General features: G+C 62.0%; 19 protein-coding genes. 10 read left to right on the top strand and 9 right to left on the bottom strand.

What is annotated here, in order from left to right; all coding sequences use genetic code 11:
* Positions 1–50: 50 nt before the first annotated feature.
* The 4 genes from ASF84_RS01180 to ASF84_RS01165 all read left to right on the top strand — a co-directional run bounded on the left by ASF84_RS01180 (position 51) and on the right by ASF84_RS01165 (position 5461).
* Positions 51–2333 carry a PAS domain-containing protein gene (locus ASF84_RS01180; RefSeq protein WP_236709351.1) on the top strand — a complete coding sequence of 761 codons (2283 nt, stop codon included), beginning with the start codon at positions 51–53 and terminating at the stop codon, positions 2331–2333.
* 173 nt (positions 2334–2506) lie between these two features.
* Complete coding sequence (locus ASF84_RS01175; RefSeq protein ID WP_056834398.1) at positions 2507–3829, top strand: MFS transporter; 1323 nt, start codon at positions 2507–2509, stop codon at positions 3827–3829.
* Between the two features lie 368 nt (positions 3830–4197).
* Positions 4198–4662, top strand: coding sequence for a hypothetical protein (locus ASF84_RS01170; protein WP_056834396.1), 465 nt, complete (start codon positions 4198–4200; stop codon positions 4660–4662).
* Between the two features lie 175 nt (positions 4663–4837).
* Complete coding sequence (locus ASF84_RS01165; protein ID WP_056834394.1) at positions 4838–5461, top strand: flavin reductase family protein; 624 nt, start codon at positions 4838–4840, stop codon at positions 5459–5461.
* A 6-nt stretch (positions 5462–5467) separates the two neighbouring features.
* Here the strand turns inward: ASF84_RS01165 and ASF84_RS01160 are convergent, their stop codons facing one another.
* A complete protein-coding gene (locus ASF84_RS01160; RefSeq protein ID WP_056834392.1) occupies positions 5468–5710 on the bottom strand; it encodes a hypothetical protein in 243 nt (80 codons plus the stop codon).
* Positions 5711–6132: 422 nt separating this feature from the next.
* Between ASF84_RS01160 and ASF84_RS01155 the strand changes: the two genes are divergently transcribed.
* Entirely contained in the window at positions 6133–7626 is a 1494-nt protein-coding gene (locus tag ASF84_RS01155) for an MDR family MFS transporter (RefSeq protein WP_269084910.1), read from the top strand.
* Here ASF84_RS01155 and ASF84_RS01150 read toward each other — a convergent pair.
* Together ASF84_RS01150 and ASF84_RS01145 are read right to left on the bottom strand one after the other, a co-directional pair.
* Entirely contained in the window at positions 7623–8756 is a 1134-nt protein-coding gene (locus tag ASF84_RS01150; RefSeq protein WP_082481231.1) for a type VI immunity family protein, read from the bottom strand. The genes ASF84_RS01155 and ASF84_RS01150 overlap by 4 nt on opposite strands.
* A 217-nt stretch (positions 8757–8973) precedes the next feature.
* Entirely contained in the window at positions 8974–9612 is a 639-nt protein-coding gene (locus tag ASF84_RS01145) for a TetR family transcriptional regulator (RefSeq protein WP_056834389.1), read from the bottom strand.
* A 241-nt stretch (positions 9613–9853) separates the two neighbouring features.
* Between ASF84_RS01145 and ASF84_RS01140 the strand changes: the two genes are divergently transcribed.
* The 3 genes from ASF84_RS01140 to adeC are packed head-to-tail and all read left to right on the top strand — an operon-like array spanning position 9854 to position 15606.
* Positions 9854–11014: an efflux RND transporter periplasmic adaptor subunit gene (locus tag ASF84_RS01140; RefSeq protein ID WP_056834388.1), complete on the top strand. Its 1161-nt coding sequence runs from the start codon at positions 9854–9856 to the stop codon at positions 11012–11014.
* A 3-nt stretch (positions 11015–11017) separates the two neighbouring features.
* Positions 11018–14149 (top strand): efflux RND transporter permease subunit, encoded by a 3132-nt coding sequence (locus ASF84_RS01135; RefSeq protein ID WP_056834386.1) that lies wholly within the window; start codon positions 11018–11020, stop codon positions 14147–14149.
* On the top strand, positions 14146–15606 hold the full coding sequence (gene adeC, locus ASF84_RS01130) for an AdeC/AdeK/OprM family multidrug efflux complex outer membrane factor (RefSeq protein WP_056834384.1): 1461 nt from the start codon (positions 14146–14148) through the stop codon (positions 15604–15606). The genes ASF84_RS01135 and adeC overlap by 4 nt, the downstream gene beginning before the upstream one ends.
* A gap of 733 nt (positions 15607–16339) precedes the next feature.
* Here the strand turns inward: adeC and ASF84_RS01125 are convergent.
* The 5 genes from ASF84_RS01125 to pcaR form a co-directional block, all read right to left on the bottom strand.
* On the bottom strand, positions 16340–17638 hold the full coding sequence (locus tag ASF84_RS01125) for an MFS family transporter (protein WP_056834382.1): 1299 nt from the start codon (positions 17636–17638) through the stop codon (positions 16340–16342).
* 233 nt (positions 17639–17871) lie between these two features.
* Positions 17872–19077, bottom strand: a complete 1206-nt coding sequence (gene pcaF / locus ASF84_RS01120; protein WP_177339438.1) for a 3-oxoadipyl-CoA thiolase — start codon at positions 19075–19077, stop codon at positions 17872–17874.
* A complete protein-coding gene (locus ASF84_RS01115) occupies positions 19074–19853 on the bottom strand; it encodes a CoA-transferase subunit beta (protein WP_056834377.1) in 780 nt (259 codons plus the stop codon). Before ASF84_RS01115 ends, pcaF begins: the two co-directional genes overlap by 4 nt.
* Positions 19853–20710 carry a CoA transferase subunit A gene (locus ASF84_RS01110; RefSeq protein WP_056834376.1) on the bottom strand — a complete coding sequence of 286 codons (858 nt, stop codon included), beginning with the start codon at positions 20708–20710 and terminating at the stop codon, positions 19853–19855. The genes ASF84_RS01115 and ASF84_RS01110 overlap by 1 nt, the downstream gene beginning before the upstream one ends.
* A gap of 167 nt (positions 20711–20877) precedes the next feature.
* Complete coding sequence (gene pcaR / locus ASF84_RS01105; protein WP_056834373.1) at positions 20878–21720, bottom strand: pca regulon transcriptional regulator PcaR; 843 nt, start codon at positions 21718–21720, stop codon at positions 20878–20880.
* An 865-nt stretch (positions 21721–22585) separates the two neighbouring features.
* Between pcaR and ASF84_RS01100 the strand changes: the two genes are divergently transcribed.
* Both ASF84_RS01100 and ASF84_RS01095 read left to right on the top strand, forming a co-directional pair.
* The gene (locus tag ASF84_RS01100; RefSeq protein WP_056834371.1) at positions 22586–22783 is read left to right on the top strand and encodes a hypothetical protein; all 198 of its coding nucleotides are present in this window, start codon (positions 22586–22588) and stop codon (positions 22781–22783) included.
* Positions 22784–22956: 173 nt separating this feature from the next.
* Positions 22957–24429: an inorganic phosphate transporter gene (locus tag ASF84_RS01095; RefSeq protein ID WP_056834369.1), complete on the top strand. Its 1473-nt coding sequence runs from the start codon at positions 22957–22959 to the stop codon at positions 24427–24429.
* A gap of 34 nt (positions 24430–24463) precedes the next feature.
* Here ASF84_RS01095 and ASF84_RS01090 read toward each other — a convergent pair whose 3' ends face one another.
* Entirely contained in the window at positions 24464–25954 is a 1491-nt protein-coding gene (locus tag ASF84_RS01090; protein WP_056835309.1) for a helicase HerA-like domain-containing protein, read from the bottom strand.
* Positions 25955–26039 lie beyond the last annotated feature (85 nt).

The raw sequence follows: 26039 nt of genomic DNA, 5'->3' as shown, positions 1-26039 counted from the left end.
CCGCCCCTCTGCTGGGCGCCCTGAACCTGATGTTCGCCTCACCGACCTGCATGCTGCTGGTCTGGGGCCCGCAACACCTGTTGTTTGCCAATGACGCCGGCTGCACGGCGCTGGGTCTTGCGCCGCACCTGTTGCTGGGCAAGCCGGCAGCCTCGGTGGCAGGCCTGCCCTGGCACAGCCTGGGTCCGTACATCATGCAAGCGCTGGCAGGGCACAGCACGCAATGCGAATCCATGCCCGTGTCCTGCACGCACCTTGAGCCGCCACAGACCCGTTGGTGGACGTTGTCGTGCTCACCGCTGTCGGACTCATTGCTGGCCGGAGAAGACAGTCCCGTGGCCGGCGCACTCTGCGTGGTGCATGACCTGACCGCGCAGGTCAACGCCCAGGCGGTTCAACAACAGGAGCATGCTTTCAGCCAGCGCGTGCTGGCCAGTATCAACGACTGCATCAAGGTGCTGGACCTGGAAGCACGGCTGACCTTCATGAACGAAGGCGGTCAGAAAATAATGGAAGTCAGCGACTTCAATGACGTGCATGGTTGTCCCTGGCCGGACTTCTGGGAAGGCCAGGGCAACCTGGAAGCCCGGGCTGCCGTTGCCGCCGCCAGGGCCGGCCAGAGCAGAAGCTTTACCGGCATGGCCGAGACGCTGGGTGGCAAGCGCAAATGGTGGCACGTACACGTCAGCCCGGTGCTGGGCAAGAACGGTCAACCGGAAAAGATCCTCTGCGTATCACGCGACATGACCGCGCTCTACGATGCCGAAGAGGCCCTGCGCGCACTGAACGACTCGCTCGAACAACGGGTGCAGGAGCGCACCCTTGACCGCGACCGGATCTGGCAACTGTCGACCGACCTGATGCTGGTGGCGCGCTTTGACGGCACCATTCATGCGCTCAATCCGGCCTGGAACAGCGTGCTTGGCTGGGATGAGGCGTCGTTGCCGGGTGGCGATTTCATGCACCTGGTGCACCCGGATGATGTCGAGCCGACCCTCGCGGCCATGGGCAATCTGGCGCACGGCTTGAGGATCGCCGACTTCAAGAACCGTTATCGGCATGCTGACGGCTCGTACCGGACCATCGCCTGGGCCGCCGTACCCGATCAGCAGTTCATTCATGCCGTAGGCCGGGACATCCAGGCGCAGGTCGAGGCCAGCGAAGCCTTGCGGATCACCGAAGAATCCTTGCGCCAGGCACAAAAGCTGGAAGCCATCGGCCAGTTGACCGGTGGCGTGGCCCATGACTTCAACAACCTGCTGACGGTGATCAAGTCCTGTACCGACCTGCTCAAGCCTGAACACCTTCCCGAAGCCAAGCGCATGCGCTATGTCGAGGCCATTTCCAGCACCGTTGACCGCGCCGCCCGCCTGACCGGCCAGTTACTGGCGTTTGCCCGGCGCCAGGCCTTGCAACCGCAAGTGTTCGACCTCAACGAAAGCGTATCGCGCATCGGCGAGATGATGGACAGCCTGACCGGCTCACGCATTCAGGTCGGTATCGAACTCCCCGGGGAGCCCTGCTACATCTACGCCGATGGCAGCCAGTTCGACACGGCCCTGATCAATATGGTGGTCAATGCGCGCGATGCCATGGACGGTGTCGGCCAGTTGACGATCCGGGTCGAGCGCGTGGAGGCCTCTGCCCTGGCGCCCGTGACTAGCCTGGCACCGGGCGCTTATGTGGCCATCACCCTGACCGATACCGGTTCTGGCATCGCAGCAGACAAGCTGGGTCTGATTTTCGAACCGTTCTACACCACCAAAGGCGTCGGCCAGGGCACCGGGCTTGGGCTGTCGCAGGTCTTCGGCTTTGTCAAACAGTCCGGCGGTGAAGTGGCGGTGCACAGCGAACTGGGCAGCGGCAGTCGCTTTACCCTTTATCTGCCCAGCGCCACCCATCCCGAGCAAGCGCCCATGCAGCACAGCCGTCCGGTGCTGGCCGATAGCGGCCTGAGGGTGCTGATGGTCGAAGACAATCCGCAGATCGGCACCTACACCTCGGCCATGCTGGAACAGAGCGGCTTCAAAGTCGTATGGGCCGCGGCGGCCGAACAGGCGCTGGAGGTCTTGCGCACGGATCCAGAGCCCTTCGATGTGGTGTTTTCGGACATCGCCATGCCCGGCATGAGCGGCGTCGAACTGTACGCCAACATCCAGCAGGCCTGGCCCGGCATGCCGGTGATCCTTACCAGTGGCTACAGCATTGCATTTGCCGACCTCAATAGAGAACCTTCACAGCGCTTCGAGCTGTTGCAAAAGCCCTACCGGATCGAAGACTTGTGCGCACGGCTGTATGCCAGTGCCCGCCCCACCCGATCCGAGTCGTCCTGATCGGCAAAAATCCGCTCATGCCATCGGGCCAATAGGCGGATTATTGCTTACCCACCACCCCTGAATCGCTCTATTACGGGCCTTCAGGGGGTGGCACAAGTCCTGCTATGTCTTGTCCATGGACCGCAGTCACGCGGCCCTTACTAAAAACAATGACCTGGCAAAGGATCACGATGGCTATTCCCAACTCCTCCACCGAGTCGGCGGGCACTACCGCCGCGCCAAAAACCACTTCCTCGCGCCTCAAGTCGATCTTCAGCGGCTCGGTCGGCAACATGGTCGAGTGGTACGACTGGTATGTCTACGCAGCGTTCTCGCTGTATTTCGCCAAGGCGTTCTTCCCCAAGGGCGACACCACCGCACAACTGCTCAATACCGCTGCCATCTTCGCCGTCGGCTTTCTGATGCGCCCGATCGGCGGCTGGCTGATGGGCCTGTATGCCGACTACAAAGGCCGCAAGGCTGCATTGATGGCGTCGGTGATCCTGATGTGCTTCGGCTCGCTGGTCATTGCCCTGACACCGGGCTATGAAACCATCGGTATCGGCGCACCGATCCTGCTGATCTTCGCCCGCCTGCTGCAAGGCCTGTCGGTCGGTGGCGAATACGGCACCTCGGCCACCTACCTCAGTGAGATGGCGACCAAGGAACGCCGTGGCTTCTTTTCCAGCTTCCAGTATGTGACGCTGATTTCCGGCCAGCTCATCGCCCTGGGCGTGCTGATCGTACTGCAACGGGTCCTGACCACCGAAGAGCTGTACGCCTGGGGCTGGCGCGTTCCGTTCGTGATCGGCGCGTTGTGTGCGGTAGTGGCGCTGTACCTGCGTCGCGGCATGGAAGAAACCGAGTCGTTCACCAAGAAGAAAAAGGAAAAGGCCAAGGAAAGCCTGATGCGCACCCTGATGCGCCATCCCAAGGAGCTGTTGACGGTGGTCGGCCTGACCATGGGCGGCACCCTGGCGTTCTACACCTACACCACCTACATGCAGAAGTACCTGGTCAACACGGTGGGCATGAGCATCACTGACTCGACCTCGATCTCGGCGGCGACACTGTTCCTGTTCATGCTGCTGCAACCGGTCATCGGTGCGCTGTCGGACAAGATCGGCAGGCGTCCGATCCTGATCGCCTTCGGTGTCCTGGGTACGCTGTTCACGGTGCCGATCCTGACCACCCTGCATACCATCCAGAGCTGGTGGGGCGCGTTCTTCCTGATCATGGGGGCGCTGATCATCGTCAGCGGCTACACCTCGATCAACGCAGTGGTCAAGGCCGAGCTGTTCCCGACCGAGATTCGCGCCCTGGGCGTGGGCCTGCCGTATGCGCTGACCGTTTCGCTGTTCGGTGGCACCGCTGAATACATCGCGCTGTGGTTCAAGAGCGTCGGCATGGAAACCGGCTATTACTGGTACGTCACCGCGTGCATCGCCTGCTCGCTGCTGGTGTACGTGTTCATGAAGGACACACGCAAGCATTCGCGGATCGAAACCGACTGATCTCGCGTTGCGTTGATGAGAAGGGACAGTCCGCATCCGTGGGCTGTCCCTTTTTTCATGGCCAGCGCTTGATCAAGCCGGCTCACGACAGTGCACGACGCTGCCCTGCCCGGCGCTCATTCGGGCGTCTAAAAAGCCATTTTCAGATTTGTCAAGAGGGCTTATTTCACGATATTTCAGAAAGTGCACCGTCAATGCCCATTCCGGTCTGCGCGGCCCGAAAACCGGGCGCTGCGGCCAACTATCATTTTCAGCAATGTTCGCTAGCAACCCTATTAACTTCTTAATAATCATGCGCGGCGTAGCATGGCCTCCATACCGGGACAACAACTCACCCGAACAGACTTCCCGAACTTGGAGACACCACCATGAAAAAGACCACTGTATTCGCCGGCCTCGTTTTCTCTGTTCTGGCTTCCAGCGCCTTCGCCCTGCCAGCCACTGACACCGCTCATCAAGCCATCAGCGCCGACTACCTGGCCGCCGATGGTTCCGACAACGTCGGCCCTAACCGCCAGCCCCTGATCGACATCAAGGGTGCCGACCAGAGCCTGGCCGCTGACGGTGCCGATCGCGTCGGTGCCAACCGCCTGACTTCCGACGGTGCCGACCGTGTAGGCGCCAACCGCCTGGCCGCTGACGGTGCTGACCGTGTCGGTGCCAACCGTCTGACTTCCGACGGTGCCGACCGTGTAGGTGCCAACCGCCTGGCCGCTGACGGTGCTGACCGTGTCGGTGCCAACCGCCTGACTTCCGACGGTGCCGACCGTGTAGGTGCCAACCGCCTGGCCGCTGACGGTGCCGACCGTGTCGGTGCCAACCGCCTGACCTGATCGGTGCTCAACGTTCTGCTCCAGCTTTCCTCGATGCTCCTGTTTAATGCCAGTCAGCCCCCTGACTGGCATTTTTTTATGGCTTGTCCGTTCATGTCGCGGCACTGATTGCCACAGATTGCCTGCGCCAGCACTATTAAGGCCTCAACAACACCCCGCTGCCAGGAAGCACGACATGTCAGATGACATCTACTCCTATGAACCGTCCAAGGGCCACGGCCTGCCGCATGACCCGTTCAATGCCATTGTCGGTCCGCGTCCGATCGGCTGGATTTCTTCCCAGGATGCCCAGGGCGTTCTGAACCTGGCGCCCTACAGCTTTTTCAATGCCTTCAACTATGTGCCGCCGATCATTGGTTTTTGCAGCGTCGGCCGCAAGGACAGCCTCAATAACATCGAGCAGACCGGCGAGTTCGTCTGGAACCTGGCCACTCGCTCGCTCGCCGAGGCCATGAACCAGAGCTGCGCGGCCGTACCGGCCGACATTGACGAGTTTCAACTGGCCGGGCTGACACCGCAGGCTTCACAACGGGTGGCGGTGCCGAGGGTCAAGGAAACGCCGGTGGCGTTCGAATGCAAGGTGACCCAGATCGTGCAACTGCAACGGGCCGATCAGGCACTGGTGCCGAGCTGGCTGATTCTGGGTGAGGTGGTGGCGGTGCATATCGCCAGCTGGCTGCTCAAGGACGGCATCTATGATACCGCTGCCGCCGAGCCGATCCTGCGCGGCGGTGGCCCTGCCGATTATTTCCAGCTGGGCCCCGAGGCGCTGTTCAAGATGCACCGCCCCAGGACCTGAGGCTGTCTACGAGGCCGGGCGCCAGACCAGTTCAGCGTCGGCATCGACGCCCAGCAGACGCTCAAGCTCGCCGACGGCCGCTTGGTCGGCCTCATCGGCGGTCTTGAACGCCTGGCCGTCGAGCACGGCATGAAAACGCGGCGCGCCGCCACTCTGCAGTGCCTTGACGGCAATGGCCGCCTGATAGGCGCCTTGCGCTGGAATCGCCGCCGACACCGCTTCGAAATGCTCGAATTCCCTACGGGCCATGTGAAGATGCTCCTCTGGTAAAAAGATCGGCGATTCTAACCTCCCCAGGACGGGACAGGCGCTGGCCTCTGGCCAATTTTTCTTGCAAACCGCAGTGTTGTCCTACACTTGAAGTAACTCTTCAAATACTCCACAGGTCGATCCAGGGGGTGCGTCATGAGAGTCACTACAAGAAAATGCCTGGCTGTAATGGGTCTGGTTGGCGTCTTTGCGTTGTATGCCGCTGGCGCCTACCGTATCGAGCAGATCCGGCAAGCGCCCGCTGCCGTCGCGTGTGCCTTTGGCCACTGCTCCCCCACCAATGCCTCACTTGCCGCCTTGCGATGAGGCTGTGCAAGGCTATCGATTAGCAAGCTAACGGACTAGACTGGCCGGCATGACCGACCCGCTTACACGCGGGGTAACCACCTTCAGGTTTTGCCGTGACCCGCCCCGATCCGACTTCGCCTGCCATCGGCAGTATTCTGTTCGCCTTGATGATGGCGACTTTTCTCAGCGCCCTGGACCAGACCATCGTCGCGGTGTCGCTGCCGGCCATTTCTGCCCAACTCAAGGACGTCGACCTGCTGGCCTGGGTGATTTCCGGCTATATGGTGGCCATGACCGTCGCTGTGCCGATCTACGGCAAGCTGGGCGACCTGTACGGACGACGGCGCCTGATGCTGATCGGCCTGTCGCTGTTCACGGTGGCCTCGTTGTTGTGCGGCATGGCCCAGAGCATGGAACAACTGGTAATGGCGCGCGTGCTCCAGGGAGTGGGTGCCGGTGGCATGGTTTCGGTCAGCCAGGCGATCATTGGCGACATTATCCCGCCTCGCGAACGCGGACGTTACCAGGGCTATTTCAGCAGCATGTACGCCCTGGCCAGTGTCGCCGGCCCGGTGCTGGGTGGCGTGATGACCGAGTACTGGTCATGGCGCTGGGTATTTCTGATCAATCTGCCGCTGGGCGTCGTCGCCCTGGTCGTTGCCCACCGCACGCTCAAGGGCCTGCCGGTTCCGCAACGCAAACCGGTGATCGATTACCTCGGCACGATGTTGATGATCCTCGGCCTGGGCGCCTTGTTGCTGGGCATCACGGAAATCGGCCAGGGCCATGGCCTGGCCGACCGGCATGTGCAGGCCCTGCTGGGCGTTGCCGTGCTGGCGCTGGTGGCCTTCATTGCTTATGAGCGTCGGGCCGCCGAGCCGGTGCTGCCGATGCACCTGTTTGCCAGCCGCAGTGCGGTGCTGTGCTGGCTGACCGTGTTTTTCGCCAGTTTCCAGTCCATTTCGCTGACGGTATTGATGCCGCTGCGTTATCAGACGCTGACCGGCGCAGGCGCCGATAGCGCGGCCCTGCACCTGTTACCGTTGGCGATGGGCATGCCATTGGGGGCGTATTGCGCCGGCCGGCGCGCATCGATGACGGGGCGTTACAAACCCCTGATTCTGGGCGGTACGTTGCTACTGCCCCTGGCGATTCTGGGTCTGGCCTTTACGGCCCCGCAGCAGGTGTGGCTGACGGGGGCGTTCATGGTCTTGACCGGCATTGGCACCGGGATGCTGTTTCCGACCTCGCTGGTGGGAGGACAGAACGCTGTGCAGGCGCGCGACATGGGCGTGGCGACCAGCACCAGCAACCTGTTTCGCTCGCTGGGTGGGGCCATGGGCGTGGCGCTGATGTCGGCGTTGTTGCTGGCCATGCTGCAAGGCACTGGCCTTGGAGCGCTGGGCGCAGGAGCACTGGGCAGCGAAGGTCATTCAGGCAACGCCTTGCTCGCCAGCCTCGAGGCCACCCGCGGACCGGCGCTTGAGGCATTGCGGGCAGAACTGGCGCAGACGTTCCGCCATCTGTTGCTGGTCAGCGCCGGCATCGCCCTGCTGGGCCTCGGGGTCGCGCTGGCAATGCCCAATACCGTCTTGCGCGGGCGCTAGCCTTGCTGCTTGTCCAGAAACCACTGCGTACGCTCGACCTTGATGCCGGCAAAGCCGGGCATGATCTCGCCCTCGCGAAACAGGCGACGTGAACCGGCACGGGCGTTGCTGAACCAATAGCCGGCTTGCGGGCAGGCTTGCCCGGCACTGACCGGCGGCACCGGTTTGTCGTCAAAGCGCGCATACCAACGGGCCGTGCTCTGAGGAGTAAATCCCTTGTCGCTGGGCAGATACGGATGCAGGCAGCCGGTGTCCTGCAGACGCACCGGGCGGATCAGCCGGTTGACCCGGACATACGCCTGTGGCGCCGCCCCCCTCACATCGCCCAGTTCCGGCACTCGACCGGCACGAATCAACAGCCCGCCGTCGTACGCCTGAAATTGCACATCGCTCCAGAGGCTTGCACGCGCACGCAGGGCATCGCTGCCCCCCAGACGCTTGACGAATGAATGGCCCAGCACCGTGTACCAGCTCACGCCCTTGATATGCCTGAGCAGACGCAGGCTGTCGATATGCGGGCGCGGGTCGACCATCAGCCCGCTGTACTGCCGGGCGAGCTGGTATTCCAGCGGCAGGTAGCGATGCCCCTCGGCGGGCAGCACGCAGGCCAGCCCGCCAAACCCGTGCTCGGCCTGCACGGCATTGCACAGATAGCGTATCCAGTCATCGTAGGCCCGCAGGCCGTCAGGTTCAGTCAGGAAAGACCACGGCAAGACCATTTTCAGGCATGAAAGGTCGTTCTCACCCTGCATCCGGGAAGCGGCCACGACAAACAGGCTGTAGGCCGCGGCCTGCTCGGCACCGCTGCTGGACAACGACCATAGCAGTGGCAGGTCCGGCGAGCGTTCACGGGCCTGACGTCGGCAGGCGGCAAAACCTGAAGGCGAAAGCGAGCGTCGATGCTGGAAAAACTGACATTTGAGCTCAGCCCTGAACGCTTGGTAGAAGCGCAGGAAACACGCCTCAAGACGCTCGCGCACGGCTTGCGTATGGCCATTCCTGAAATACAGCGTGGTAATCAGCCCCAGCCGGACGATGGCCATGCATCGAGCATTATCAATGGTCAGCGCTTGGGCCTGACGCGTCAGGTCTGCCAGCGAACACTCAGGTTCCGGTGCTGTTTGCAACATGTCTGCCCTCCCAAGCGGCACGGTGAAGGGCCGCAGAGTGAAGACAGATATGGCAATGAGCAATATGGCCGGAGAAGTTTGGGAAATCAGCTACACATATCTGGAAATATCTGACTTGCGGTCTGACAGACGGGACAATTTCCTACCGGTAATAGCGATATGTACACCTTGCCGGCGTATGATTTCCGACTGCACGATCAATCCGCACGGTCGCAGGTCAGGACGCCTTGCACAGCGCCGGGCTGAACCTGAGCATGTCCAGGCAGGTGTCGACCAATGGCTCGGCCTGTTCGTGCAGGCAGAAACTGTCAGGCACCAGCAACCACTGCCCGAGCACACCATCGATGTAGGCATGCATGCAGACAGAGGCCCTAAAGATATCCAGCGTGGCCGGCAGTTGCCCCTTGCGCACGGCGTTGCTTAATGCAAGCCCGATCCGTTCGTTACAAAAGAGTGCGTTGGCCCGGCGCTGCCGGCGAAAATCGCACATCTCGTCAGTGAACTCGCATTTATGAAAAAGGATCTCATTGATGCGTCGGGTTTTAGGGTCCTTGGAAACCTGATGAAACAAATGAATCAGCAGCTTCTTGATGCACCCCAAGGGGTCGTGTTCAGCCTCGCTCTGGGTGGCCAGGGACATTTCTTCGAGGGGTTCGTGCAGGCTGTCGAGCATCGCCTGAACCAGTTCGGCCTTGTTGGTGAAATGCCAATAAATGGCACCACGGGTCACACCGGCGAGCGTCGCGATGTCGGCGAGCGTGGTCCGCGCGACGCCGCGCTCATAGAACGCCTGCTCGGCAGCTTCCAGAATCTGGCTACGGGTGGCTTGTGCTTCCTCTTTGGTGCGACGAACCATGGCAGTAAAACCTCAATAAAAATGCTCCAGCCTGTTTGCACAGGTGCTGGAGGCACGGTCGGGTGAGCGTTGTTTTCTGGGTCCCGACCCGCTGGCTGCGGCTTAAAGTCTCATAATCGACTGTTTACAAACAGCCGTGAATGTAAGTATATTCATTAGCATGCTACTTATCTAGCGGCAAAGTTTTTTTACATCTCCACATTCTTGAGCAATCAAGGGTTCTGACCTTCCGAGGATCTTCATGCAATTCAAGCCAGCTGTTCCCGTTCTGGTCACTGCCGTCGCCCTGGCAACACTGCTCAGCGGTTGTAGCAAGAAGGAAGAAGCGGCCCCGCCCGCTCAGACTCCTCAGGTCGGCGTGGTGACCCTCAAAGCCCAGCCTTATACCCTGACCACCGAGCTTCCGGGGCGCACCACCGCCTACCGGGTGGCCGAAGTGAGGCCACAGGTCGACGGCATCATTCTCAAGCGGCTGTACACCGAAGGCGCCGACGTCAAGGCCGGTCAGCAGCTCTACCAGATCGACCCGGCACTGTATGAAGCCACCGCCAACAGCGCCAAGGCCACGCTGCAATCGGCCAAGTCCCTGGCCGACCGCTACAAGCAACTGGTCAGCGAGCAGGCAGTGAGCCGTCAGGAATACGACCAGGCCCTGGCCACCAGCCTGGAAGCCCAGGCCGCCTTGCAGACCGCACAGATCAACCTGCGCTACACCAAGGTGCTGGCCCCGATTTCCGGCCGCATCGGCCGCTCGGTCGTCACCGAAGGCGCATTGGTTACCAGCGGCCAGACCAGCGCCCTGGCCACCATCCAGCAGCTCGATCCGATCTATGTCGACGTGGTGCAATCCTCGGCCGAAATGCTCAAGCTGCGCGCCGACCTTGAAAGCGGCAAGTTGCAGAAAACCGGCGCCAACTCCGCCAAGGTCCAGCTGACCCTGGAAGACAACAGCGCCTACCCGCAGGAAGGCACCCTGGAATTCTCGGAAGTGTCGGTGGACCAGACCAGTGGCTCGGTCACCCTGCGCGCTGTGTTCCCCAACCCCGAGCACCGTCTGCTGCCCGGCATGTTCGTCCACGCGCAGCTACAAGCCGGTGTGAATGCCAAGGCCATCCTGGCGCCGCAACAGGGCATCACCCGCGATCAGAAAGGCATCCCGACCGCCCTGGTGGTCAACCAGGACAACAAGGTCGAGCAGCGCACCCTGGTGGCTGACCGCACCGTCGGCGACAAATGGCTGGTCGAGAAAGGCCTGAACGAGGGCGACCGCATCATCACCGAAGGCCTGCAGTACGTGAAGCCGGGTGCCGAAGTGAAAGCCAGCGAAGCCACCAACGTGAAAGGCGCCAACCCGGCACCTGCTGCGGCCACCGATAAAGCCGCCGGCAGCAAAGGGGAGTAACCCATGTCGAAATTTTTCATTGACCGCCCCATCTTCGCCTGGGTAATCGCCCTGGTGATCATGCTGGTCGGCGGTTTGTCGATCCTCAAGCTGCCGATCAACCAGTACCCCAGCATCGCGCCACCGGCCATCGACATCCAGGTCAGCTACCCGGGCGCTTCGGCGCAGACCGTGCAGGACACCGTGGTGCAGGTCATCGAGCAACAGCTCAACGGTATCGACCGCTTGCGCTATGTCGGTTCGGAGAGCAACTCCGACGGCAGCATGACCATCACCGTGACCTTCGAGCAGGGCACCAACCCTGACACCGCGCAGGTCCAGGTGCAGAACAAGCTGAACCTGGCCACCCCGCTGCTGCCGCAAGAAGTGCAGCAGCAGGGTATCCGCGTGACCAAGGCGGTGAAGAACTTCCTGATGGTAATCGCGCTGGTGTCCGAGGACGGCAGCCTGACCAAGGAAGACCTGGCCAACTACATCGTCTCCAACATGCAGGACCCGATCTCCCGGACCTCGGGCGTGGGTGACTTCCAGGTCTTCGGTGCCCAGTACGCCATGCGTATCTGGCTCGACCCGGCCAAGCTGAACAACTTCCAGCTGACCCCGGGCGATGTCAGAACCGCCATCAGCGCGCAGAACGTCCAGGTGGCCACCGGTCAGCTTGGCGGCCTGCCGTCGATCAGCGGCCAGCAGCTCAATGCCACGATCATCGGCAAGACCCGCCTGCAGACTGCCGAACAGTTCGAGAACATTCTGCTCAAGGTCAACACCGACGGCTCGCAAGTGCGCGTCAAGGATGTCGCCACGGTCGGCCTGGGTGCACAGAACTACAGCGTCGACTCGCAATTCAACGGCAAGCCGGCCTCGGGCCTGGCGATCAAGCTGGCCCCCGGCGCCAACGCACTGGACACCGCCAAGGCGATCCGGGCGACCATCGCCTCGCTGGAACCGTTCTTCCCGCCTGGCATGCAGGTCGCTTTCCCGTATGACACCACGCCAGTGGTCAGCGAGTCGATTTCCGGGGTGGTCCACACCCTGATCGAAGCGGTCGCGCTGGTGTTCCTGGTCATGTACCTGTTCCTGCAGAACTTCCGCGCCACGGTGATTACCACCCTGACGGTGCCGGTGGTGTTGCTGGGGACATTCGGCATCCTGGCGGCCTTCGGCTTTACCATCAACACCCTGACCATGTTCGGCATGGTGCTGGCCATCGGCTTGCTGGTGGACGATGCCATCGTCGTGGTGGAAAACGTCGAACGGGTGATGATCGAAGACAAACTGTCACCGCGTGACGCGACCATTCGCTCGATGACCCAGATCCAGGGTGCACTGGTCGGTATCGCCCTGGTGCTCTCGGCAGTATTGCTGCCCATGGCGTTCTTCGGCGGCTCGACGGGTGTGATCTACAAGCAGTTCTCCATCACCATTGTCTCGGCCATGGCCTTGTCGGTGGTCGTGGCACTGATCTTCACCCCGGCCTTGTGCGCCACCATGCTCAAGCCGATCGACCACTCCCACGACCTGGAAAAGCGCGGCTTCTTCGGCTGGTTCAACCGCACCTTCGACCGTGGCGTACATGGTTACGAGCGCGGCGTGAACGGCATGCTCAAGCACAAGTGGCCGGCCTATATCGCCTATGCGCTGATCTGCGTAGGCATGGTGTGGATGTTCAACCGCATCCCGGCCGCCTTCCTGCCCGAGGAAGACCAGGGCGTGATGTTCGTCCAGGTCCAGACCCCGGCGGGCTCCACCTCCGAACGCACCCAGCAGGTGCTCGACACCATGCGTGAACACCTGCTGACCAAGGAAGCCGGTGCGGTGAAGTCGGTGTTCACGGTCAACGGCTTCAACTTCGCCGGTCGCGGCCAGAGCTCGGCGATTGCCTTCGTCCTGCTCAAGCCATGGGATGAGCGTACCGCCGAAAACAGCGTGTTCGAACTGGCCAAGCGTGCCCAGGGCTACTTCTTCAGCCTGCGCGATGCGATGGTATTTGCCGTGGTGCCACCTTCGGTACTGGAGTTGGGTAACGCCACCGGTTTTGACGTCTACCTGCAGGACCAGGGCGGTGTCGGCCATGAGAAACTCCTGGCTGCGCGCAACCAGTTGCTCGGTGCCGCCGCCCAGAGCAAGATCCTGGCCGGTGTGCGCCCCAACGGCCTGAACGATGAGCCGCAATACCAGTTGATCATCGACGACGAGCATGCCAGCGCCCTGGGCGTGACGCTGTCGGACATCAACGACACCCTGTCGATTGCGCTGGGTGGCAGCTACGTCAACGACTTCATCGACCGCGGTCGGGTCAAGAAGGTCTACCTGCAGGGCGACGCCGGTGCGCGGATGAACCCTGAAGACCTGAAAAAGTGGTACGTGCGCAACAACCAGGGGCAAATGGTACCGCTGTCGGCCTTCGCCAGCGGCGAGTGGGTCTACGGTGCACCGAAGCTGACCCGCTACAACGGCGTACCGGCCATGGAAGTACTGGGTACCCCGGCACCGGGCTACAGTACCGGACAAGCCATGGCCGAGATCGAGCGCATGGCCAAGGACCTGCCGGCCGGCATTGGTATCTCCTGGACCGGCCTGTCGTACGAAGAGCGCCTGTCGGGCTCGCAGGCACCGGCCCTGTATGCGCTGTCGCTGCTGGTGGTGTTCCTCTGCCTGGCGGCCCTGTATGAAAGCTGGTCGATCCCGATCGCAGTCATGCTGGTCGTACCGCTGGGGGTGATCGGTGCCTTGATGGCGACCAGCCTGCGTGGCCTGTCCAACGACGTGTTCTTCCAGGTCGGCCTGCTCGTAACGGTGGGTCTGGCGGCGAAAAACGCCATTCTGATCGTCGAGTTTGCCAAGGAGTTGCATGAACAGGGCAAGGGCCTGGTGGAAGCCACGGTCGAAGCCTGCCGGATGCGTCTGCGCCCGATCATCATGACCTCCATGGCGTTCATCCTGGGTGTCGTGCCACTGGTGATTTCGACCGGCGCCGGCTCCGGCAGCCAGCACTCGATCGGTACCGGCGTGATTGGCGGTATGATTACCGCCGTCGTTCTGGCGATCTTCTGGGTGCCGCTGTTCTTTGTCTCGATCTCCGGGCTGTTCAAGAGCAAACAGAAAAACACTCCACACCACGAGGCTGGCCAATGAGCAAGTCCCTGATCTCCCTGGCAGTCACCGCGTTCATCCTCGGCGGCTGCTCCCTGATACCCGAGTACCAGCAACCGGCCGCCCCGGTGGCCGCCCAGTACCCGCAAGGACCGGCCTACGAGCCAGCCCAGGCGGCCAACGTGGCGGCAGCCGAACAAGGCTGGCGGCAGTTTTTCCGTGACCCGGCCTTGCAGCAACTGATCCAGACCGCGCTGGTCAACAACCGCGACCTGCGCGTGGCGGCATTGAACATCGATGCCTACCGCGCCCAGTACCGTATCCAGCGGGCTGACCTGTTTCCGGCGGTCTCGGCCACCGGCAGCGGCAATCGCCAGCGCCTGCCGGCCGACATGTCGACCACCGGGCAAAGCAGCATCAGCAGCACCTACTCGGCGACCCTGGGCGTCAGCGCCTATGAGCTGGACCTGTTCGGCCGGGTGCGCAGCCTGAGCGAGCAAGCCTTGCAGAACTACTTCGCCACCGAAGAAGCCCGGCGCAGCACGCAGATCAGCCTGGTGGCCAGCGTGGCCAATGCCTACCTGACCTGGCAGGCCGACAAGGAGCTGCTCAAGCTGACCGAGGACACGCTCAAGACCTACAACGAAAGCCTGCGCCTGACCAGCCGCAGCAACGAAGTAGGCGTGGCCTCGGCCCTGGACCTGAGCCAGGCACGCACCTCGGTGGAAAGCGCCAAGGCCCGGCTGGCCCAGTACCAGCGCCTGGTGGCGCAGGATCAGAACAACCTGACCCTGCTGCTGGGCACCGGCCTGCCGGCCAACCTGCCACAGGCCCAGCCATTGAGTGCTGACCTGTTCAGCGAAATGCCGGCCGGCATGCCGTCGGACCTGTTGCAGCGTCGCCCTGACATTCTCCAGGCCGAGTACAACCTGAAGGCGGCCAACGCCAATATCGGCGCAGCCCGTGCAGCGTTTTTCCCCAGCATCAGCCTGACGGCCAATGCCGGTAGCATCAGCCCGGACCTGTCCGGGTTGTTCGGTGGCGGCTCGGGGACCTGGTTGTTCCAGCCGAGCATCAACCTGCCGATCTTCAACGCCGGCAGCCTGCGTGCCAGCCTGGATTATTCGAAGATCCAGAAGGAAATCAGCGTCGCCAACTATGAGAAGGCGATTCAGACGGCCTTCCAGGAAGTGTCCGATGGCCTGGCGGCGCGCAAGACCTACGACGAGCAGTTGCAGGCGCAGCGTGATTTCGTCACGGCCAACCAGGATTACTACCGCCTGGCCGAGCGTCGCTATCGGATCGGGATCGACAGTAACCTGACCTTCCTCGATGCACAGCGCTCGCTGTTCAGTGCCCAGCAGACGCTGATCACCGACCGCCTGGCGCAGTTGACCAGCGAGGTCAATCTGTACAAGTCGTTGGGGGGTGGGTGGTACGAGAACAGCGCGCAGAACCAGCCGATTGCCAAGGAAAAGCCTTCGGTGCAGTTGTTCTAACGCTGTGGCTATATGACGACAAACCCGCCTAATGGCGGGTTTTTTGTTTTTGAAGGGGGACGATGGTGCCTGGACTATTTGTGGTGGTCTTTGAGAGGGGGTTCCGGCCCTCTTCGGGCCGGCTTACTTTGTCCTGGCAAAGTAAGCAAACCGTTTGCTCCTGGTTCCGGCCCCTTCGGGGTCCCCTCCCTCCGGCATTGCTCCGGGGGTCGCCGCTTATGGGCCGTCCCTGGGCCGTCCTGGCCCTTTTCCCCCCTGCGCAACGCCTCCACTCGGCCTGCACAAGTCGCGTTCTGCGTCGCCTGCACCCTCGCGCATGAAAAGCAGAGCAAGAGCAAAAGCTGTTGCTGTTGCTGTTGCTCTTCTACGCAAATATCACAGACGACACAGATCGCGACTTGGGCGCAGGCCGAGTGGAGGTGTCGCGGAATCGGGGAGCGAGGCAGGGATGCCGAGCCAGCGCCGCTGGGCCAGGGACGGCCCATCGGCGCGGCCCGATGGAGGGGCGCCGCAAGGAGGGAACCCCGCAGGGGCCCAGCCAGGAGCCAGCGGTTTGGTTACTTTGCCAAGACAAAGTAACCCGGCCCGAAGAGGGTCGGAACCGCTCTAAGGGCCAGTCACAGCAAGCACGGACAACACCGTACAAAACTCAACAGCGGCAAGCCGCCTCCCATCGTCTGGAGCCAGGCATGAACTCCGTTCAACCCGACACAACCTCAGCCACCAGCCTCAATCAATGATCGTGATGCAAATAAGCCGGTTCCTTGGGCAGCCGCAGGCTGAACAGGAACGCCACGGCCATCATCACCGTCACGTACCAGTAGAAATTGCTCTCCATCCCCATGTTCTTCAGGTTCAGTGCCACATATTCAGCCGAGCCACCAAACATCGCGTTGGCCACCGCATACGCAAGGCCCACACCCAGCGCACGCACCTGCGGCGGAAACATCTCGGCTTTTACCAGGCCGCTGATTGAGGTGTAGAAACTGACGATCGCCAGCGCCAGCGTGATCAGCACAAAGGCCATCCACGGACTGCTCACGGTCTTGAGCGCCATCAGGATCGGAAACGTGCACAAGGTGCCCAGCGCGCCGAACCACAGCATCGAATTACGCCGCCCGATACGGTCGGCCAGCATGCCGAACAACGGCTGCATGCACATGTACACGAACAAGGCGCCGGTCATGATGTAGCTCGCCGTCTTGGGCGGCATGCCGCCGGTATTGACCAGGTACTTCTGCATATAAGTGGTAAAGGTATAGAAAATCAGCGAGCCACCCGCGGTGTAGCCCAGCACCGTGATAAACGCTGCCTTGTGATGCTTGAACAGGGCTGACACGCTGCCGGCGTCCTTGTCCTTGCGGCTTTCGGCGGTGGTGGTCTCATCCAGGCTGCGACGCAGGAACAAGGCAATGATCGCCGCACAGGCGCCGATCACGAACGGAATGCGCCAGCCATAGTCACGCAGCTCTTCGGTGGTCAGAAACTGCTGCAGGATCACCACGGTCAGCACCGCCAGCAACTGGCCGCCGATCAGGGTCACGTACTGGAACGAAGCAAAAAAACCACGCTGGCCACGCAGCGCCACCTCACTCATGTAGGTGGCGGTGGTGCCGTACTCGCCGCCTACCGACAGCCCCTGGATCAGGCGCGCCACCAGCAGCAGCGCCGGCGCCCAGGCCCCGATGCTGGCGTAAGTGGGCAGGCAGGCGATCACCAGCGAACCGAAGCACATCATGCTCACCGAGATCAGCATCGAACTCTTGCGCCCGTGCTTGTCGGCCACCCGGCCAAACAGCCAGCCGCCGATGGGCCGCATCAGAAAGCCGGCAGCGAACACGCCTGCGGTGTTGAGCAACTGCACGGTAGGGTCGTCGGAGGGAAAGAACGCAGGCGCAAAGTAGATGGCGCAGAAGGCATAGATGTAGAAGTCGAACCACTCGACAAGGTTGCCTGACGAGGCCCCGACGATGGCGAAGATGCGTTTGCGCCGCTCCTCACCGGTGTAGTGCGGCTGCGTGGTCGTTGCCATTGTTGCTCCCCCATCCTGGTGTGATATCGACACGATTACCCCGCTAGGATAACCCCATCGCGAAACAATTGGTCACACTTGCCGAAATGAAAGTTCCACGTAGACGCTTTACGAGGGGCATTTCGCGGGTAAAAAGACGCAGGCCAAGGCCTGCGAAGAGGAGGTAAAGCGGATAAGCAATCGTCCGGCCTGCCCGTTCGTGGAGGCAGGTCCGGACAGTGACAGAACAACCCTCAGGTACGCTCGATGGCCAGCGCCAGGCCCTGGCCTACGCCTACGCACATGGTGGCCAAGCCCTTGCGGCCCCCGGTTTTTTCCAGTTGGTGCAAGGCCGTCAGCACCAGCCGTGCGCCGCTCATGCCCAAGGGATGGCCCAGGGCGATGGCGCCGCCGTTCGGGTTGACCTGCGGCGCGTCGTCGGCCAGGCCCAGCTCGCGCAGCACGGCAAGCCCCTGGCTGGCAAAAGCTTCGTTGAGTTCGATCACATCGAAATCAGTCACGGCCACACCCAGGCGCTCGACCAGCTTGCGTACAGCAGGCACCGGACCGATGCCCATGACCCGCGGGTCGACACCGGCGCTGGCCATGCCGAGAATCCGTGCACGCGGGGTCAGGCCGTGTTTCTTGACCGCTTCAGCCGAAGCCAGAATCAGCGCGGCGGCACCGTCGTTGACACCCGAGGCGTTGCCGGCGGTCACGGTCTTGTTCGCACCGTTGACCGGCTTGAGCTTGCTCAGGGTTTCCAGGCTGGTGTCGGCACGCGGATGTTCGTCCTTGTCGACGATGGTTTCACCCTTCTTGTGCGCCACGCGCACCGGCACGATTTCTTCGGCAAAGAAACCGGCAGCCTGGGCGGCGGCGGTGCGCTGCTGGCTGCGCAGGGCAAACGCATCCTGGTCGGCGCGCGACACCTTGTAGTCATCGGCCACGTTGTCAGCGGTTTCCGGCATGGCATCAACGCCATACTGGGCTTTCATCAGCGGATTGATGAAGCGCCAGCCAATGGTGGTGTCTTCCAGTTTCATGTTGCGCGAGAACGCGGCATCAGCCTTGCCCATCACGAACGGTGCACGCGACATCGACTCGACGCCGCCGGCAATGGCCAGCTCCATTTCGCCCGAAGCAATGGCACGAAATGCCGTGCCGATGGCGTCCATGCCCGAGGCGCACAGGCGGTTGAGGGTCACACCCGGAATGCTCGCCGGCAGGCCGGCCAGCAGTGCGGCCATGCGCGCCACGTTGCGGTTGTCTTCGCCGGCCTGGTTGGCGCAGCCGTAGAAGACTTCGTCCACTTCGGCCCAGTTGACCGAAGGGTTGCGCTCGATCAGCGCCTTGATCGGCACAGCGGCCAGGTCATCGGCGCGTACGCCGGACAAACCACCGCCGAAGCGGCCGATCGGGGTGCGGATGGCATCGCAGATAAAGACGTCACGCATCATGCTTCTCCTGGTGCCTGACCGTGGGCGGCGGCAGTACGCGCTTCCAGATCACGCAGCGCGGTCAGTTCAACCTCGGTCGGATCGGCGGAACAGGTTACGTTTTCGGCAAAGCGCACTGGCCAGCCGGTGGCGGCGGTGACTTGTTCACGGGTGACGCCAGGGTGCAGCGTAGTGACCACGAACTCGTTGCTGCCCTCCTCCGGCTCCATGATGCACAGGTCGGTGATAATGCCCACAGGACCGGCACCCGGCAGGCCGAGACGCTTGCGCGAGTCGCCGCCTTCGCCATGGCCCACCGAGGTGATGAAGTCCAGGCGCTCGACGAACGAACGTGGCGACTGCTTGAGGATGATCAGCACTGACTTGGCAGAGCCGGCAATCTCCGGTGCGCCACCGGCACCCGGCAGGCGCACCTTGGGGTTGTGGTAATCGCCGACCACGGTGGTGTTGATGTTGCCGAAGCGGTCGACCTGCGCGGCCCCCAGGAAGCCCAGGTCAACGCGGCCGCCTTGCAGCCAGTAGCGGAAGATTTCGCTGGTCGACACCACGGTGTCGGCGGTTTCGGCCAGTTCACCGTCGCCGATCGACAGCGGCAATACGGTCGGCTTGGCGCCGATCGGGCCCGATTCGTAAATCAGTACCACGTCCGGCGCCGAGGTCAGGCGGGCGAGGTTGGCGGCCTTGGACGGCAGGCCGATGCCCACAAAGCAGACCGTGCCGTTGTGCAGACGACGTGCGGCGGCGATGGTCATCATTTCACTGGTGGTGTAAGTCATTACTTTGCCTCCGCAGCGCTGGCCAGCTTGTTCTTGAATTCAGCGAAATCCGCCGTGTCCTCGATGTACTCCTTGATCCAGGCCTGGAAGCCCTCGCGATCACGGGCAATCGGGTCCCAGTCCTGATAGAAGCGGTTGTCGCGCTCGTAGTAGCCATGGGCATACGAGGGATGCGCGCCGCCAGGCACCACGCACACAGCGCTCAGGGCCCAGGTCGGCAATACGCAAGAGTTCATTGGTGCCTGCAGGTCGTCGACGATTTCCTCGACCGTGACGATGCAACGCTTGGCCGCCAGGGCCGCTTCCTTCTGCGAGCCGAGGATGCCCCAGATCAGCACGTTGCCCTTGCGGTCGGCCTTCTGGGCGTGAATCACGGTCACATCAGGGCGTACCGCCGGTACCGCCGCCAGTACTTCACCGGTAAACGGGCAGGTGACGGTCTTGATCAGCGGGTTGACCTTGGGCAGGTCGGAGCCGGCATAGGCACGCAGCACCGCGAACGGCAGGCCCGAGGCACCGGCCACATAGGCGTTGGCCAGGTCGGCGTGGCTGTGTTCTTCCAGCTCCAGAGGGCGCGGCCATTTTTTCTCGACGGCATCGCGCAGGCGGTGCAGGGAACCGACACCCGGGTTGCCGCCCCAGGAAAAGATCAGGCGCTTGACGCAGCCGGCGCCGATCAACTGGTCATAGATCAGGTCCGGGGTCATGCGCACCAGGGTCAGGTCGCGTTTGCCCTGACGGATGATTTCATGGCCGGCGGCCGAGGGGATCAAATGCGTGAAACCTTCCAGCGCAACGGTGTCGCCATCGTTGACCAGTTGTTTCACCGCATCACGTAAAGACATGATTTCAGCCATGAGGTGCTCCCGAACCCAACGTCACGTTAAATGAGCGACGCACTGGATTGGCGCCGCGATGAACATGAGGTTATGCGTGAGCCGGGCAGCAAACAATCCGATAATCGATTATTCGTTCGATAATCGAACAAGATCGCCGCGCGTGCAAATGGCTGTTTTCAAGGCATTCAGGTAAAGATCTGTGCACTCAGTTCGCGGCTGGCTTCGAGCATGATCGGTAAAAAACGCTGCTCCAGTTCATTGCGGGCCACACGGGCGGCACTGGTGCTGACGTTGAGCGCCGCCAGCACTTGCCCCGAGGCGTCATACACCGGCACGGCAATCGAGCGCAGGCCTTGCTCCAGCTCCTGATCGACGATGCACCAGCCTTGCTGACGCACTTGTTGCAGGCATTCGAACAGGGCTTCAGGGGTGCGCAGGGTGCGGCTGGTCTTGGGCTGCATGTCGACATGGTCGAGGTATTCACGCAGGGTGACGTCGTCCAGCGCCGCCAGCAGGATGCGCCCCATGGAGGTGCAATAGGCAGGCAGGCGCCCGCCCACCGAGAGGTCGACCGAGATCAGCCGCTGGGTCGTGGCGGAACGGGCGATATAAAGGATGTCCTCGCCTTCGAGCGTGGCCATGTTGCAGGCTTCATGCAACTGGTCGCTCATGCGGTCAAGATAGGGCTGCGATGACATCGCCAGCGGCGTGGACGACAGATAGGCATGGCCCAGGGTCAGGACCTTGGGCAGCAGCGAATAGGTACGACCGTCGGTGGTCGCATAACCGAGCTTGATCAGGGTGTGCAGGCAGCGGCGAACGGCCGCGCGAGGAATTTCTGTGCGATGGCTGATCTGGGCAATGGTCAGGTGCCGCTTGCGTTCCTGAAAGGCATGAATGACCGCCAGGCCACGCGCCAGTGACGTCATGAAGTCCGGGTCGCCGGTCAGCGCTTGAATGCGTTTGGCCGGTGACGCCACGATGGGCGGCGCCAGCGAGACAAAAGAATTACGCAGTTCTTCATTCATGACCACACCTCAGCATTATCCTTGCAGACCTTGTATTTCAAAGGTTCAGGCCGTATGCGACGCAATGGAGGCGGCCCGGTCGTGCGATTATCGAACAAGTGGCCGATAATCGCAATTGACCCCTGACAAATATACTTATACCTTTACCCCTGCCATGAAGTGGCTTCTTGGAAATCCTGGTCAGGTACCCACTGAGAAGTCCAAGGCAACGGCCTTGTCCACGAAGCAAGGCCGTTTTTATTATTGCCGCTTTTCCGTCAGTACCGGTCGCCGTTTCAACGCCCGCCATGCTTTTCCTGCCGGGTGGTTCAACGCCTGTCTGCCTGTTCACTGCTACAGCCCGGCATCGCCCCGATGTCTTAGCGGGCTCAACGTGCTGTGCCCGGAAAAAGATGTTTCATATTTGTTCATGGCTGAAACTTCTCGTGCAACTGTCAGGGCAATACCCTGCACATTGGGCGTTTCCTGTAGTTGACGTCCCGGTACTTCTTGGAGATAGTAGCGGTCACTTGGCCGGTTATACCTTGCGTCCTGATTGTGCCCTTCGTGCCATGCCAGGGCCGATCGCCATTTTTCGATGCGTCACGCAACGCCCTGTTGCGTTCACCTCGATGCAAGGTCTGGTCAACGTCCGCAATGTCCAGCATTGTGGCTGCCCCATACGAATGTCGCTACGACAGCTGTTTTTTTCCAGTGCCCGTAGCCGCGAGCCACTGCAGGTGTTTGCATTACCTTGAAGTACCGGATGATCCGCAGGGCCTGACTGAATTGTCTGCCCTGCTCCCCGGCCAATCAGGTGAATGTGCGCGCATGGAGTGCCTGGCGTTATCACTGGAACTCATTTGGATATGATCAGGTAACACCCGTGACTAAAGATGAACTGCGCGCGGAACTTGAGCGCCACGAACAACGCTACAAAGAAGTTTACGGCGGCGAAGTGACCACCTATGCCGCGCAGCCCGAGCCCGAGCGCAAACCCTGGCGCAAGCGTGCCACAGTGCAGGACCAGGCGTTCAAGCAAGAGCTGCAACGAATGGAAAAAGAGCTTAAAGACGACGAGTGACCGTCGACTTCAGCAGCCCCCGACCGCCCCTGACGTTGTTTTCTTCCCCTTTTCGGGGCGGCTGCGCCATGCCTGCGAACCACTGATTATCGATACCGATCAGCGGTCGATATATGGAAGTGTATTTTTTCTGTCATAATCCCGCCCCCTTAAGAACGGGTCAGAAATTCTACATGATCGATTTATTCAGCGGGCTTGATGCATGGGTGCTGGTCAGCCTGTTGCTCGCCCTGGCATTCGTCCTATCGTTCGAGTTCATCAATGGCTTCCACGACACGGCCAACGCGGTGGCGACGGTCATCTATACCAAAGCCATGCCACCGCATCTTGCGGTGTTTGCCTCGGGGGTCTTCAACTTCCTCGGGGTGCTGCTCGGCGGTGTGGGCGTGGCCTATGCGATCGTGCACCTGCTGCCGGTCGAGCTGCTGATCAACGTCAATACCGGTCATGGGCTGGCCATGGTCTTCTCATTGCTGACGGCCGCCATCGCCTGGAACCTGGGCACCTGGTACTTCGGTATTCCGGCCTCCAGTTCGCACACGTTGATCGGCTCGATCCTGGGCGTGGGCCTGGCCAACGCCCTGATCAACGGCATTCCGGTCAGTGAAGGCGTGAACTGGCAGAAAGCAATCGATATCGGTGCCTCGCTGGTGTTCTCGCCCCTGGGCGGTTTCCTGATTGCCGGCCTGCTGTTGCTGTTGCTGAAGTGGTGGCGCCCGCTGTCGAAGATGCACAAGACCCCGGAGCAGCGCCGCACACTCGACGACAAGAAGCACCCGCCGTTCTGGAATCGTCTGGTACTGGTCATTTCCGCAATGGCCGTCAGCTTCGTGCATGGCTCCAACGATGGCCAGAAAGGCATCGGCCTGATCATGCTGGTGCTGATCGGTATCGTGCCGGCCCAGTTCGTTCTCGACCTGAACAGCACCACCTACCAGATCGAGCGCACCCGCGATGCCACCTTGCACCTGAGCCAGTTCTACCAGCGTAATAACGCTACGCTGGGTGAATACCTGGCCATGGGCAAGGCCGCGCCAGGCGACCTGCCATCCACTGCAGCGTGCGATCCCAAGCAGACCATGCCGACCATCGACGCCCTGCTCGCCAGACTGCAAGGCGTGACCGACTACAAGGGCCTGAGCGCCGAAGACCGCATTGAAGTGCGCCGCTACCTGCTGTGCCTGGACGACACGGCGCGCAAGGTCAGCAAGCTGCCCGACCTGGCCGCGCGCGAAAAATCCGACCTGAACAAGCTGCGCAAGGACCTGACCGCCACCACCGAGTACGCACCGTTCTGGGTGATTCTCGCGGTGGCCCTGGCCCTGGGCATCGGTACCATGGTCGGCTGGAAACGCGTAGTGCTGACCATCGGTGAGAAAATCGGCCGCCAGGGCATGACCTACGCCCAAGGCATGTCGGCGCAGATCACCACAGCCACGGCCATCGGTCTGGCCAATGTGTTCAGCCTGCCGGTGTCGACCACGCATATCCTGTCTTCAGGCGTGGCGGGCACCATGGTCGCCAACCGCAGCGGCCTGCAGGGCGGCACGGTCCGCACCATCCTGCTGGCCTGGGTACTGACCCTGCCGGCCACGGTCACGCTGTCAGCCGGCCTGTTCTGGCTGGCGTCCATGGCGCTGTCCTGAGCGCATGAGCCCCGGGCCGGTGCCTGGGGTCTGTTCATCGGCGGCGTGTCTTGCTGCCCAGCAACGATCCCATCAATCCCCGCACCAGTTGCCGTCCAAGCTGACTGGCGGCCTGACGCATGACGCCTTTCATGGCCTGCCCGGCCAGGCCACCGAGAAAGTCACCGGCCTTGTCGCCCAGGCTGGCCTCCGGCGGCCCGGCCGGGCCGGGCGGCTGATGGGGCCCAGGCTCAGCAAGCGTGCGCGCCGCCAGGATCTCGTAGGCCGATTCGCGGTCGACAGGCTGGTCATAACGCCCTGCCAACGGCGACACCGCGATCAATGCCCGACGCTCGGCCTCGCTCAGCGGCCCGATGCGCGATTGCGGCGGGGCGATCAGCACGCGCTGCACCCTGGCCGGGGTGCCTTTGTCCTGAAGGGTGCCGACCAGCGCCTCGCCAATGCCCAGCTCGGTCAACACCGCTCGTGCATCGAAGTCAGGGTTGGCCCTGAAGCCTTCGGCCACGGCGCGCAGCGCCTTCTGCTCGCGTGCGGTAAAGGCCCGCAGGCCATGCTGGATACGCAAACCCAACTGCGCCAGGATGTCATCGGGCAAGTCGCTTGGCGACTGGGTCACGAAATACACCCCCACGCCCTTGGACCGGACCAGCCGCACAACCTGTTCAAGCCGTTCCTGCAAGGCCTTGGGCGTATCGGCAAACAGCAGGTGCGCCTCATCGAAGAACAAGGCCAGTAACGGTTTGTCGGCATCGCCACGCTCGGGCAACTGCTCGAACAGCTCCGCCAGCAGCCACAACAGGAAGGTGGCATAGACCTTGGGCGCCTCGTGCACCAGACGGCGTGCGTCCAGCAGATGAATACGCCCTCGCCCGTCGCTGGCCGGCTGCAACAGGTCCTGCAGTTGCACCGCAGGCTCACCGAACAGTGCTGCCGCGCCCTGCTGCTCCAGCCCGGCCAGGCGACGCTGCAAAGCCTGGCTGGAGCCGGTGGTCATCAGAGCCGCATCTTCGCCCAACCGTTGCGGATGATCGCGCAGATGAACGAGCAGGGCCTTGAGGTCCTTGAGGTCCAACAGCAACAGGCCTTCACGGTCGGCCACCTTGAACGCCGCATAGAGCGCGGCCTGCTGGCTGTCGGTCAGGGCCAGCAGGTTGCCCAGCAACAAGGGGCCCATTTCACTCAGTGTGGTGCGCAGTGGGTGACCGGACACGCCGTCGACGTCCCACAGGATGACCGGATAAGCCTGGGGTCGATGATTCAGCCAGGGCATGCCGGCCAGCCGCTCGGCAATCTTGCCCTGCACGGCGCCAGCCGCGCCCAGGCCACAGAGATCGCCCTTGATATCGGCGGCAAATACTGCCACTCCGGCCTCACTGAACGCTTCGGCCAGGCGTTGCAAAGTCACCGTCTTGCCCGTCCCGGTAGCACCGGCGACCAGGCCATGGCGGTTGGCCAGCCGCAGCGCCTGGGCCACCGGTTGAGCCGCCGGGTCTACACCCAGGACAATTGTTTGAGAGTCCGCCATTGAGTCAATCCTCTTCAGGTTGGCATCGGACTTCTCAGTTTCCACCCGAAACCCGACTCATGACCTTCCACCCGGCGGACGGTCG

The sequence above is a fragment of the Pseudomonas sp. Leaf127 genome (genome assembly GCF_001423155.1).
Lineage (GTDB): Bacteria > Pseudomonadota > Gammaproteobacteria > Pseudomonadales > Pseudomonadaceae > Aquipseudomonas > Aquipseudomonas ovata.
This window is presented reverse-complemented; position numbering and strand designations above follow the sequence as displayed.

Coding starts and splice junctions, on each gene's coding strand:
- ASF84_RS01180 (WP_236709351.1), top strand. CDS start 51: ATGCTGCTGGTCTGGGGCCCGCAACACCTGTTGTTTGCCAATGACGCC.
- ASF84_RS01175 (WP_056834398.1), top strand. CDS start 2,507: ATGGCTATTCCCAACTCCTCCACCGAGTCGGCGGGCACTACCGCCGCG.
- ASF84_RS01170 (WP_056834396.1), top strand. CDS start 4,198: ATGAAAAAGACCACTGTATTCGCCGGCCTCGTTTTCTCTGTTCTGGCT.
- ASF84_RS01165 (WP_056834394.1), top strand. CDS start 4,838: ATGTCAGATGACATCTACTCCTATGAACCGTCCAAGGGCCACGGCCTG.
- ASF84_RS01160 (WP_056834392.1), bottom strand. CDS start 5,710: ATGGCCCGTAGGGAATTCGAGCATTTCGAAGCGGTGTCGGCGGCGATT.
- ASF84_RS01150 (WP_082481231.1), bottom strand. CDS start 8,756: ATGTTGCAAACAGCACCGGAACCTGAGTGTTCGCTGGCAGACCTGACG.
- ASF84_RS01145 (WP_056834389.1), bottom strand. CDS start 9,612: ATGGTTCGTCGCACCAAAGAGGAAGCACAAGCCACCCGTAGCCAGATT.
- ASF84_RS01140 (WP_056834388.1), top strand. CDS start 9,854: ATGCAATTCAAGCCAGCTGTTCCCGTTCTGGTCACTGCCGTCGCCCTG.
- ASF84_RS01135 (WP_056834386.1), top strand. CDS start 11,018: ATGTCGAAATTTTTCATTGACCGCCCCATCTTCGCCTGGGTAATCGCC.
- adeC (WP_056834384.1), top strand. CDS start 14,146: ATGAGCAAGTCCCTGATCTCCCTGGCAGTCACCGCGTTCATCCTCGGC.
- ASF84_RS01125 (WP_056834382.1), bottom strand. CDS start 17,638: ATGGCAACGACCACGCAGCCGCACTACACCGGTGAGGAGCGGCGCAAA.
- pcaF (WP_177339438.1), bottom strand. CDS start 19,077: ATGATGCGTGACGTCTTTATCTGCGATGCCATCCGCACCCCGATCGGC.
- ASF84_RS01115 (WP_056834377.1), bottom strand. CDS start 19,853: ATGACTTACACCACCAGTGAAATGATGACCATCGCCGCCGCACGTCGT.
- ASF84_RS01110 (WP_056834376.1), bottom strand. CDS start 20,710: ATGGCTGAAATCATGTCTTTACGTGATGCGGTGAAACAACTGGTCAAC.
- pcaR (WP_056834373.1), bottom strand. CDS start 21,720: ATGAATGAAGAACTGCGTAATTCTTTTGTCTCGCTGGCGCCGCCCATC.
- ASF84_RS01095 (WP_056834369.1), top strand. CDS start 22,957: ATGATCGATTTATTCAGCGGGCTTGATGCATGGGTGCTGGTCAGCCTG.
- ASF84_RS01090 (WP_056835309.1), bottom strand. CDS start 25,954: ATGGCGGACTCTCAAACAATTGTCCTGGGTGTAGACCCGGCGGCTCAA.